Source organism: Eubacterium xylanophilum ATCC 35991 (genome assembly GCF_000518685.1).
GTDB classification, from domain to species: Bacteria; Bacillota; Clostridia; order Lachnospirales; family Lachnospiraceae; genus Eubacterium_F; species Eubacterium_F xylanophilum.
In genome coordinates, this window is record NZ_JAEB01000043.1 from 1 (window position 1) to 10,773 (window position 10,773).

The 10,773-nt window shown below is 39.0% G+C and carries 10 protein-coding genes, 7 tRNA genes and 1 rRNA gene; 15 read left to right on the plus strand and 3 right to left on the minus strand.

Features of this window, described 5'->3' with window-relative positions:
• The 9 genes from L877_RS0107065 to L877_RS13525 all read left to right on the plus strand — a co-directional run.
• Positions 1-318, plus strand: a 23S ribosomal RNA gene (locus L877_RS0107065); the annotation flags it as partial.
• A gap of 84 nt (positions 319-402) precedes the next feature.
• Positions 403-476, plus strand: a tRNA-Asp gene (locus L877_RS0107070).
• A 20-nt stretch (positions 477-496) separates the two neighbouring features.
• Positions 497-569, plus strand: a tRNA-Val gene (locus tag L877_RS0107075).
• A gap of 7 nt (positions 570-576) precedes the next feature.
• Positions 577-649: transfer RNA gene (locus tag L877_RS0107080), tRNA-Thr, on the plus strand.
• Positions 650-670: 21 nt separating this feature from the next.
• A tRNA-Tyr gene (locus L877_RS0107085) sits at positions 671-752 on the plus strand.
• 72 nt (positions 753-824) lie between these two features.
• A tRNA-Met gene (locus tag L877_RS0107090) sits at positions 825-898 on the plus strand.
• Between the two features lie 7 nt (positions 899-905).
• Positions 906-978, plus strand: a tRNA-Phe gene (locus tag L877_RS0107095).
• A gap of 23 nt (positions 979-1,001) precedes the next feature.
• Positions 1,002-1,074, plus strand: a tRNA-Lys gene (locus L877_RS0107100).
• A gap of 210 nt (positions 1,075-1,284) precedes the next feature.
• On the plus strand, positions 1,285-2,412 hold the full coding sequence (locus L877_RS13525) for a DUF6273 domain-containing protein (RefSeq protein ID WP_026835472.1): 1,128 nt from the start codon (positions 1,285-1,287) through the stop codon (positions 2,410-2,412).
• Positions 2,413-2,459: 47 nt separating this feature from the next.
• Here L877_RS13525 and L877_RS0107115 read toward each other — a convergent pair whose 3' ends face one another.
• Positions 2,460-2,930 carry a hypothetical protein gene (locus tag L877_RS0107115; protein ID WP_026835473.1) on the minus strand — a complete coding sequence of 157 codons (471 nt, stop codon included), beginning with the start codon at positions 2,928-2,930 and terminating at the stop codon, positions 2,460-2,462.
• Positions 2,931-3,172: 242 nt separating this feature from the next.
• Between L877_RS0107115 and L877_RS0107120 the strand changes: the two genes are divergently transcribed.
• Together L877_RS0107120 and L877_RS14280 are read left to right on the plus strand one after the other, a co-directional pair.
• Positions 3,173-3,544: a heavy-metal-associated domain-containing protein gene (locus L877_RS0107120; protein WP_026835474.1), complete on the plus strand. Its 372-nt coding sequence runs from the start codon at positions 3,173-3,175 to the stop codon at positions 3,542-3,544.
• Positions 3,545-3,585: 41 nt separating this feature from the next.
• Positions 3,586-3,762 (plus strand): FeoA family protein, encoded by a 177-nt coding sequence (locus tag L877_RS14280; RefSeq protein ID WP_207637246.1) that lies wholly within the window; start codon positions 3,586-3,588, stop codon positions 3,760-3,762.
• A gap of 1 nt (position 3,763) precedes the next feature.
• Here the strand turns inward: L877_RS14280 and pdxR are convergent, their stop codons facing one another.
• The gene (gene pdxR / locus L877_RS0107130; protein ID WP_026835475.1) at positions 3,764-5,140 is read right to left on the minus strand and encodes a MocR-like pyridoxine biosynthesis transcription factor PdxR; all 1,377 of its coding nucleotides are present in this window, start codon (positions 5,138-5,140) and stop codon (positions 3,764-3,766) included.
• 239 nt (positions 5,141-5,379) lie between these two features.
• Here pdxR and L877_RS0107135 point away from each other — a divergent pair, with 239 nt between their 5' ends.
• From L877_RS0107135 to L877_RS0107150, 4 genes are all read left to right on the plus strand, one after another.
• Complete coding sequence (locus L877_RS0107135) at positions 5,380-6,525, plus strand: SLC13 family permease (protein WP_026835476.1); 1,146 nt, start codon at positions 5,380-5,382, stop codon at positions 6,523-6,525.
• Positions 6,526-6,630: 105 nt separating this feature from the next.
• Positions 6,631-8,139 carry a type I restriction-modification system subunit M gene (locus L877_RS0107140; protein WP_026835477.1) on the plus strand — a complete coding sequence of 503 codons (1,509 nt, stop codon included), beginning with the start codon at positions 6,631-6,633 and terminating at the stop codon, positions 8,137-8,139.
• Positions 8,129-9,343 (plus strand): restriction endonuclease subunit S, encoded by a 1,215-nt coding sequence (locus L877_RS13925; RefSeq protein ID WP_084554818.1) that lies wholly within the window; start codon positions 8,129-8,131, stop codon positions 9,341-9,343. The genes L877_RS0107140 and L877_RS13925 overlap by 11 nt, the downstream gene beginning before the upstream one ends.
• A gap of 44 nt (positions 9,344-9,387) precedes the next feature.
• Positions 9,388-10,482, plus strand: coding sequence for a PDDEXK nuclease domain-containing protein (locus L877_RS0107150; RefSeq protein WP_026835478.1), 1,095 nt, complete (start codon positions 9,388-9,390; stop codon positions 10,480-10,482).
• A 100-nt stretch (positions 10,483-10,582) separates the two neighbouring features.
• Here L877_RS0107150 and L877_RS0107155 read toward each other — a convergent pair.
• The coding region (locus L877_RS0107155; protein WP_026834837.1) for an integrase core domain-containing protein at positions 10,583-10,773 on the minus strand (191 nt) is incomplete at its 5' end.

The following is a 10,773-nucleotide window of genomic DNA, read 5'->3' on the forward strand; positions in this document are numbered from 1 at the left end:
GGTTCAGAACGTCGTGAGACAGTTCGGTCCCTATCCGGCGCGGGCGTAGGATATTTGAGAGGAGCTGCCCTTAGTACGAGAGGACCGGGGTGGACTGACCTCTGGTGTACCGGTTGTATTACCAAATGCATCGCCGGGTAGCCAAGTCGGGACGGGATAAACGCTGAAGGCATCTAAGCGTGAAGCCCCCCTCAAGATAAGATATCCCTGACTATAAGTCAATAAGACCCCTTGAAGACGACGAGGTAGATAGGTCCGAGGTGGAAGTGCAGTAATGTATGTAGCTGACGGATACTAATAGGTCGAAGGCTTGACCTTATAAGCATTAAAGAATGCTTGGTTATGAGGTCTCGTTAAAAGAGATTCAGTATGTAGTTTTGAAGGTACAACCTTGTTTTTACTGGCCCAGTAGCTCAGTTGGTTAGAGCGCTGCCCTGTCACGGCAGAGGTCAAGGGTTCGAGTCCCTCCTGGGTCGCTTAACTGAATAGTTAAAATGGGATCTTAGCTCAGCTGGGAGAGCACCTGCCTTACAAGCAGGGGGTCACAGGTTCGAGCCCTGTAGGTCCCATGGATATGCCGACGTGGCTCAATTGGCAGAGCAGCTGATTTGTAATCAGCAGGTTACCGGTTCAAGTCCGGTCGTCGGCTTTATCACTGAAAAGGTGATTTGGGCGGATTCCCGAGTGGCCAAAGGGGGCAGACTGTAAATCTGTTAGCTACGCTTTCGAAGGTTCGAATCCTTCTCCGCCCATTTTGGTATATACATACCAATAGAATTGAATAACGGGTGTGGTTTGCATCTTTATTTGATAATTAGTTTTATCGCGGGGTAGAGCAGTCAGGCAGCTCGTCGGGCTCATAACCCGAAGGTCGTAGGTTCAAATCCTGCCCCCGCAATTTATATGCCCAGATAGCTCAGTTGGTAGAGCAGAGGACTGAAAATCCTTGTGTCGCTGGTTCGATTCCGGCTTTGGGCATTTTTGCAATCCATTTGCAAGATGGAGCATTAGCTCAGGTGGTAGAGCACTTGACTTTTAATCAAGTTGTCCGGGGTTCGAGTCCCCGATGCTTCATGTAGAAAAGTGTAGCACTTATATGCTTATTGTATATAGGTGCTTTTTTCGTATATACAGATCAACATTATATAGAAAAGAATTAGGAAAAGTTGTCCGTTTTTTGCAGAGAAAGAATGGTATAATAATAGATGAGAATTACAGCATGTCAAAAATATATGAATCTTGGGTTATGACTACATGTCATTTTATTGGAAAGTAGGTGGAATTATGTATAAGAAGTCAGCATTTATAATGCTTATGTTGATATGTGCTATTTGTGTGAGCCATGTGGATATAAATGCATCCATGCAGCAGGGAGATAAAGAAATAACACATATATATTTTGGGAACTACTGGCAAACTGATGGAACAAAAAAAGAGCCTATAGAGTGGAATCTTGGAGGAATACAGGGAAATGTGGCAAGTTTAGAATCATCAAGAATTCTTGAATATATGATTTACGATGACACATGGAGTAAAGACTCAACATGGGCGACCTCGAAATGCAGGCATTGGCTTAATAATGAGTTTTATAATAGTGCATTTGATAAAAATGAAAAAGGTCAGATAATTAAAAAGTTGCCTGGTGGATATAGACAGCAAGACTTTAGTACGATATATCTCTCAGGATGTTATGAGGACATACCGATAAAAGCGACTAATTATGCGCTAAGAAAACATCCTGATATAGGACCTCTTGTTTGGTGGGTTGTTGATATTAGTTTTAGCTTTGAAACAGAAGGCAGAAAATGTGCATATAGTACTATGGATAATCTTCGCGCTGGGATGGGAAGATATGTAGGATATTTAGGCCAATATCAGGGTAACACATTAATTATACGAAATGAATTATTTGGCATGAGACCAAGTATATATATAGATATTTCCAAAGATGGATGGAAGCCAGCAAGATATAGAAGAAAAAATATGGAGACAGGTAAATATGAATACTATAAAATAGAGTATGCAAGCAAAGAAGACAAGGTTGGAGTGGAGACAATAGATACGGAATTAAAAAAAGATTATTTGGAACTCGCCAAAGAAGATGTATGGACAGTAAAGCTTAAATACCAGATAAAAAAGCCAAGCATAAAAATTACAAAAAAATCGCGAACAAAAGCAACTATCCAGTGGAAAAAAACCGATAACGCGACATCATACGATCTTTGGTATTCGACATCCAAGAAGTTTGCGAAGAAGAAGACCAAGAAACTTCAACTGACCGGGACAAAATATACGATAAGAAAGATTAAAAAGAAAAAGAAGTATTATGTGAAAGTCCGAGGAAAGTTGAAGGTGGATAGAATATCAGCCAACGGGAAGTGGTCGAAGGTTAGGGTTTACAAGAGAAAGTAAGATGCTTACACAAAATAATTGTCTTACAAGCTTTGCTTGTAAGACAATTAATTAGCTGTAAATACAGTCCAATCTTTAATCTCTATCTTGGTTTTTTTGGTGTGAAGTTTACACGAAATTCCGGTATTGGACTGAACATCAATGCTAAATTCGTTTTTCTTATCGAAAAAACCCTTGGCTTTCTTAAAAGTAATTACATGCTCACCAGGCAAAACATAGGTTGTAAAAGTAGAAGATTCGTTGTTGCTTATTTGGCCAACTTTCTCATCATCTACAAGGACGGCAACTGGATACTTGGAAAAGAGCAGGTTCTTTTCGACTTTAACATTAAAATTCAATTTGTACCTACCATTTTCATTTCCGTTATTATTATTACCGACACCAGAAGAACTGTATTCTATTGAAGTGGATTCGTTGGTATGAGTGGATGTATCAGAGCCTATCGTTATATTGTCAAGACATCCTGTAATGGACATACAAACGGCAATTATACAAAGTATTATTGGTATTTTTTTCATAAGTTACAGACCCCCTTTAAAAGATTTTAGCATATTTTGTCCTTTTTTTCTACAAAAAAGCAGGGAAAAAATGTTCCGACAAAGATTGACAAGAAATAGTAAAAGTGATAGAATCTATAGTTAGAGAACGCTAACAATAGATAGATACCTAAAACAATGTTACTTATACTCCGCCTATGTGCGGAGTATAAACATGTCATGCGATTAGTTATATCTAACCGTATAAAGGAGGTTTATGTGATATGGGAAGCTTTATTATAATAGTTATTCTATTAATAATAATATGTGCAGCTATATATAGTACTGTGCGAAGAATTCGATATGGATCCTCATGTTGCGGAAGCAAGGAGCCTGCGGAAAAGAAGGTAAAAGTCAAGGATAAAAACAAGGATAATTATAAATATGTATATATGTTGAATGTAGATGGAATGCATTGCTCTAATTGTGCCAGAAGAGTGGAGAATGCTCTGAATTCCAGAGAGGGGATATGGGCCATAGCGAATGTCGGTAAGAAAGAAGTAGTGGTTCGTTCGAAGAGCGAGAAAGAAGACAGTGAGTTAGCTAGAATCGTAGATTCAGCGGGGTATACTATGTTGTCATGTAAGAAAATATAGTAGCTCCGAAGAATATAAAATGTAAATCGTAGGAGGAAATAATGAAAAAGTTATCAGAATTGCAAAAGGGCTCTGATGGAATTGTTGTCGCTATAAATGGTGACAAACGATTTATCAGCAGAATTACATCAATAGGTCTTACCCCCGGATGTAAATCCTGTCAGAGCTGTATGCCGAAGGAGGGTTTCCAAAACATGGGTACCATGTGGGAAATCTAGGTTATTTTAGTCCCTCGCTCAGTAATTCTACGGCTTGCGGAATATTTTCCAGCGGTATTGAAGAGTAATTAATCATGTAAGTGTTATTGCTTACCGTCTTGATTTTGATGTGGTTTTCGGAACATTTTTTTGTGAAAATCCGATCAGTGATTCCCAAGGAGTCGAGGTCGATATCCATGAGGAAGTGGAGCCCGGATTGGTTCTCATGAATACGAATAATTGGCCCAAGTGGGCTTTGTGCGAGGCAGCTTAGTAGGGTGTCTCGCTTTTTTTTGGAAATGTTCCGCATGCGATTCAGATGCTTTTCAAAGTAGCCTTCAGAGATGAAACGAGCCAGTGTGAGCTGTTCGAAGGTGGAGACAGTGCAGGAGTAGAAGGACAGGTTGTCGCGGAAAACCTGCATGAAATGATCCGGGAGAACCATGTAGCTGATACGGATGGTAGATGCCAGACTTTTGGTGAATGTGTTGATGTAGATGACATTTTCGCTGCCGATGCTGAAAAGAGATGGGATAGGGCGGCCTGTGTGGCGAAATTCGCTGTCATATTCATCCTCGATTATGATGCGCTTTGAATCTGTACCGGCATTGGCCCATTTGAGTAGCTCATATCGGCGTTTGATCGGCATAGTTATGCCTGTTGGAAAGTGATGGGATGGAGTCACATGAACTACGGATATGTCATTTTGGTAGAGCTCTGCGGGGATGATTCCATCAGAGTCCATGGGAATTTTGTAAAAATTGACGTCATTGGCGCTAAGGATATTGGCGACTTTTGCATAACCTGGATTCTCGCAAGCATAGACGCGTTGGCGGCCGAGAATCTGAATGATGAAATGATAGATGGCTTCGGAACCAGCACCAATCACGATGTTGTCTGGTGATATATGAATCCCACGGAATTCGCTGAGATAGTTAGCAATACAGATACGTAGCTCCTCGATTCCGTTGGATGGGGAGTTTTCAAGTAGGAGAGCGCGATCATTGGCGAGAACCTTGCGAGTGATCTTGGCCCAAGTGGAAAATGGAAAAGTACTAGTCTCAGTAGAGTTGCTGGAAAAGTCGGCAAAATATGAAGGTTTTTTTTCAATATTTCGCACAACTGGAGGTTGAGGAGATTGTGGGATGAATCCCTCAAAGATATCATTTACAAAAAAACCCTTTCTGGGAAGGGAATATATGAATCCTTCAGAGAGAAGCTGATTATAGGCATTTTCAATCGTTATAACACTTATGGAAAGCTGCTTTGCTAGGTTTCTCTTGGAGGGAAGCTTCTCGCCGGGCTTCATGGCTCCTGAAGAGATTCGATTCTTGATCTCGGTGTAAAGTTGTTCGTATAGGGATACTTTGGAATCATTATCAAAAATAAAAGTAAACATATGGACTCCTCTCTGGCATTGTCATTGATTCGAATATTGCACTACTAAACAATGTCAGATTTATTATAAAATAATTGGAAGGATGTGTCAACATAGGGGGAATATAATGTATGAGAAAGCCCGTTCATAGCTTCAAGTTCAGCAGAGTGGAGTTATATGTATATTGTTGTATTGCAATGATATTTGTGGTAAAATGTTTTGTGTGAACAGTGGGTGGAAGTGCAAGGAGAAAGAGAAAAATGAAAAAAGTAATTAGTTTATTAAAAAAAGAGCCCATGTTAACGGTTTCGATTTTGGCAGCAGTCATATCACTCTTTATTACGCCGCCTTCGACTAAACTCATGGCTGATATAGACTGGCATACATTGGGAACATTGTTAATGATGCTCTGTGTTCTCGAGGGATTTAAAAGGGAGAATATATTTCGGCCGTTGATTAGCTTTAGCGCGAGATTTTCCACAATGGTTGGGATCTCCATATTCTTGGTCTTTGGCGTGTTTTTCACTTCTATGTTTGTGACCAATGATGTCTCGCTAATCATATTTGTTCCACTGACAATTCTTCTCTTCCGTGGTGGAGGGAAAGAAAGATATATCCTTCCGGTAATATCAATGGAAAATATTGCGGCTATTCGTGGCTCACTTCTAATGCCATTTGGTAGTCCGCAAAACCTATTTTTATATGATAAATCCGGTACAAGTGCAGCGAATTTTATCCTACACATGTCGCCACTTTGCGTGGGTTCAGGTATTTTGTTGATTATATTTATCTTTGTACTTTACAGAAAAAATACAAAGGAATCAATAGAATTAGATTACGCGCAAGTTGCGGGAGAGTGGGCGCCAGAGGCGAGAATTAGGCGAGTTGCCTATATAATTCTCTTCATCTTGATTCTGACAACGATTGTGACGCGAACAACCTACTGGCCTGTGGCAGTTGGCATCGTTATGGTTGTGATTGCTGTGGTAGACATTTGTTTGTTCGCAAAGGTGGACTATGTGCTACTACTCACCTTCCTGTGTTTTTTCGTGTTCTCATCATCTATTGCTTCCAATCCCGGGATATCCGATTTCCTAAGAAAAATAGTCCGCGGGAATGAGTACTGGTGCGCCATTGGACTTAGTCAGATAATATCAAATGTTCCGGCATCCATTGTATTATATCCATTTTCGGAGAATTTTGCTGGTCTTATTTATGGGGCTGATACTGCAGGATTGTGCTCCCTTATAGGATCTTTGGCTTCTGTAATAAATTATAGGCTATATGTCAGAGAATACCCGGGGCAGGGAAAAGCTTTTGTCAAAACGTTTACACTGATTAGTTGGGCATTCTTTGCCTTTGTAGTATGGGCAGGTTTGGCGCTGAGTGGGTGGAAGTTCTTTTAGCGGGAAAAGCTGCTTTATACGAATTACTATTAGGGCATGAAGTGCACAGAAAAGTGTCTAAGATAAAACACACGAATATGAAAATTTAAATGGGAGGTACGTAGTATGGCAAATAAAACAAATGCCAATTTAGGTTTTGAAAAACAATTGTGGGATGCTGCTTGTGTTCTGTGGGGACATATCCCAGCAGCTGAATACAGAAAGGTTATTATAGGACTTATATTCTTGCGATATATATCAGCAGCGTTTGATAAGCGATATCAAGAGTTGATTGATGAAGGTGATGGATTTGAAGATGATCGCGATGCATATACAATGGAAAATGTTTTTTTCGTGCCGGAAGAAGCAAGATGGAGTATAATAGCATCCGCGGCTCATACACCTGAGATTGGATCAGTTATTGATACAGCTATGAGAGCTATAGAATCAGAGAATAACTCATTGAAGAATGTACTTCCCAAAAATTATGCAAGCCCAGATCTAGATAAGAGAGTATTGGGAGATGTAGTAGACATTTTCACAAATAATATTGATATGAGTAATACAGAGGAAAGTGAAGACCTTCTGGGACGCACATATGAATACTGCATTGCGCAGTTTGCTGAAAAAGAAGGCGTTGGAGGAGGAGAATTCTATACGCCATCTAGTGTAGTAGAAACGCTAGTTTCAATTTTACGTCCATATGACAATTGTCGAGTGTATGATTGTTGTTGTGGCTCTGGTGGAATGTTCGTACAAAGTGCGAAATTTATACAAGCTCATTCTGGCAATAGAGGAGCTATTTCTGTATATGGGCAGGAAGCGAATCCTGATACTTGGAAGATGGCGAAGATGAATATGGCTATTCGTGGTATTGATGCTGATTTTGGCGCATATCATGCAGACACATTTACCAATGATTTACATCCAACGCTTAAGGCAGATTTTATCCTTGCGAATCCGCCATTTAATTATCATCCATGGAATCAGGAAAAGCTTCTAGATGATGTTCGTTGGAAGTATGGAATACCTCCAGCGGGGAATGCAAACTACGCATGGATTCAACATATGATTCATCATCTCGCACCAAATGGTAAAATTGGATTAGTGCTTGCAAATGGAGCACTTTCAACACAGTCAAGTGGTGAAGGAGAAATAAGAAAGAAAATAATAGAGGACGATTTGATTGAGGGTATTATTGCAATGCCAACACAGCTTTTCTATAGTGTAACAATTCCTGTTACCTTGTGGTTTATTACTAAGGGAAAGAAGCAAAAGGGAAAAACTCTTTTCATCGATGCTCGTAAGATGGGGCATATGGTAGATCGAAAACATAGGGATTTTACTGAAGAGGATATCCAGAAGTTGGCGGATACCTTTGAAGCTTTTCAGAACGGAACGCTTGAGGATGTAAAGGGATTTTGCTCTGTTGCTACTCTTCAGGATATTGAAAAACAAGATTATATTCTAACTCCGGGACGATATGTTGGAATTGAGGAGCAGGAAGATGATGGTGAACCATTTGAAGAGAAGATGGCAAGGTTGACTTCGGAGCTTTCGGATATGTTTGTAAAGTCTCATGAGTTAGAAAACGAGATCAGAAGAAAACTGGAGGCGATTGGATATGAAATATAAATTGGGTGATATCGCTGATGTTACTATGGGACAATCGCCAAAATCGGAATTTTACAATTCTGAAGGTATTGGACTTCCTTTTTTGCAAGGAAACAGGACATTTGGTGATCGTTATCCTACTTTTGATACTTGGACAACATCATATAAAAAAATTGCAGAGGCGGGAGATGTAATAATGAGTGTTCGTGCACCAGTTGGAGCCTTGAACATTACGCCTGTTAAGATGTGTTTAGGGCGAGGAGTTTGCTCTGTTCGTGCAAAAAACGGATGTCAAGAATTTCTCTATTATTTACTCCATTATTCAATGAAGAAGTTACTCAGCAAAGAAAGTGGAACAGTTTTTGGTTCAGTGAATAAAAATGATATTAATGGATTGGAGATTGATATTCCAGAAGATGTTGAAACACAGGAGAAAATAGCAAGATTCCTTGGATGCGTCGATGAAAAGATTGAGATTAATAAAAGCATAAACGATAATTTACTTCAGCAAGCAAAGACTCTGTTCAAGTCTTGGTTTGTTGATTTTGATCCCTTTGATGAACCTATGATAGAAGCTCCGACCGGTTTTCAGGTGCCGAGTTCTCTTAAGATGTTTCAAATACAGGATCTCCCTCATATTCTCGAAACTGGCAAACGACCTAAGGGTGGTGCCGTTTCCGAGGGTATTCCCAGTGTTGGTGCAGAGAATGTAAAGGAATTAGGAGTGTTCGATTCATCCTCAGCAAAGTATATTCCTATCGAATTTGCACAGACAATGAAAAAAGGCAAAATCGAAGGCTATGAACTTCTCCTGTACAAAGATGGCGGTAAACCCGGAACATTCACACCGCATTTTTCTATGTTTGGAGAAGGATTCCCCTATGAGGAATTCTATATTAACGAGCATGTATTTAAACTTGATTTTGAGGATCGTGGATACAACGAATTTGCATATTTGTATATGCAGACCGATTATCCATATCACTGGCTTGCAAATAATGGAGGAAAGGCTGCTATTCCAGGAATCAATCAACAAAATGTAAATGAAATATGGATATATCATCCTTCACATCCCCGCGTACAAGAATTTTGTAAGTGGGTTCAGCCTATATTTACGACCATTTTCACAAATTGTGCTCAAAACATGAAGCTTGCCAAACTTCGTGATGCTCTTTTACCAAAATTAATGTCTGGCGAATTAGATGTATCCGATATAGCCATTTAAGTCGCTAAATTATCGTTTATACTAATTAAGAAAGGACTTATGAAATGAGTGAAATTATAAAATATGAGAATACAAACAATATTGTTAAGGACATATGCACTATTATTGATGGTGCCAAACAATTTGCATATCAGACAGTTGATACTACATTAGTCCTTAGAAATTGGTATATAGGAAAACGTATTGATGAAGAAGTGCTTGAAGGTAAAGATAGGGCAAAATATGGTGCAGAGGTTGTTGATAAATTATCAAAAGAACTGACTGGTATTTATGGAAAAGGATATTCAAAAAGAATACTTTATCAATGCTTGAAAGTGTACCGTATGTTTCCAGAGATTGTGAACGAAGCTCGTTCACAATTGTTATCAAATGGAAAAATGAACGAAGTTCGTTCACAAACGGGAATGCTTTCATGGACACATTATAGAATATTAACACAGGTGGAAGATACATTGGCTAGACAATGGTATGAAAAAGAAGCTTATGAGCAAGTTTGGAGCTCAACAACTTTGCAAAGGAATGTTTCTTCACAGTATTACTATCGAATATTAAAAACACATGATAAACAAGCTGTTGAAAATGAGATGAAAGAACTTACTTCATCATATCAGAATAAGTTGGAATTTATAAAAAATCCTGTTATTGCAGAATTTTTAGGGATGCAGCAAGATACTTCGTATCTTGAATCAGACTTAGAGCAAAGGATTATTGATAATTTGCAGAAGTTTTTAATGGAGCTGGGAAAGGGTTATGCGTTTGTAGCAAGACAACAGCACATTCATACAGAAAAGGAAGATTATTATATAGATCTTGTTTTTTACAATTATATATTAAAGTGTTTTGTTCTTATTGATTTAAAAACAAAGAAGATTACACATCAGGATGTTGGTCAGATGGATATGTATATCCGCATGTATGATGAGCTAAAAAAGGCTTCAGATGATAATCCGACATTGGGGATAGTTCTTTGTACAGATACAGACGAAGATATTGCGAAATACTCTGTGCTTCATGAGAATGAGCAATTATTTGCTTCAAAGTATAAATTATATCTTCCGACAGAGGAGGAGTTACGTGCAGAGATTGAGACTCAGAAAGAATTTTATTATTTACAGAAAAAAGATGAGGAAAAAGTATAATGGCTCAGTTGTCAAGACAAAAATTTAATATTTTTATAATGAACTGATATGTTGACTGGTTAAGTGGGAGAACACCGTGTTGTTTCTCCCCGGATTTATATTATGCGGCTGCTCTGGCTGCATCCAAAAGCATTGCCGGATAGTATACCTCAGCAGGACGTTTATTGTCGATTGCCTGATGGCATCGTTCAAAGTTATAGGTGTAGATATATCTTCCGATGGCTTCTCTCGCTTCTTTGAGATTAGCATACTCTGTGAGATATGCTTCCTCGTACTTGAAACTACGGAACC

What these genes read in the sequence shown, in the direction of transcription:
- L877_RS0107150 (WP_026835478.1), top strand. Translation starts at nt 9,388, where the DNA reads ATGAGTGAAATTATAAAATATGAGAATACAAACAATATTGTTAAGGAC.
- L877_RS13925 (WP_084554818.1), top strand. Translation starts at nt 8,129, where the DNA reads ATGAAATATAAATTGGGTGATATCGCTGATGTTACTATGGGACAATCG.
- L877_RS14280 (WP_207637246.1), top strand. Translation starts at nt 3,586, where the DNA reads ATGAAAAAGTTATCAGAATTGCAAAAGGGCTCTGATGGAATTGTTGTC.
- L877_RS0107120 (WP_026835474.1), top strand. Translation starts at nt 3,173, where the DNA reads ATGGGAAGCTTTATTATAATAGTTATTCTATTAATAATAATATGTGCA.
- L877_RS0107140 (WP_026835477.1), top strand. Translation starts at nt 6,631, where the DNA reads ATGGCAAATAAAACAAATGCCAATTTAGGTTTTGAAAAACAATTGTGG.
- L877_RS13525 (WP_026835472.1), top strand. Translation starts at nt 1,285, where the DNA reads ATGTATAAGAAGTCAGCATTTATAATGCTTATGTTGATATGTGCTATT.
- L877_RS0107115 (WP_026835473.1), bottom strand. Translation starts at nt 2,930, where the DNA reads ATGAAAAAAATACCAATAATACTTTGTATAATTGCCGTTTGTATGTCC.
- L877_RS0107135 (WP_026835476.1), top strand. Translation starts at nt 5,380, where the DNA reads ATGAAAAAAGTAATTAGTTTATTAAAAAAAGAGCCCATGTTAACGGTT.
- pdxR (WP_026835475.1), bottom strand. Translation starts at nt 5,140, where the DNA reads ATGTTTACTTTTATTTTTGATAATGATTCCAAAGTATCCCTATACGAA.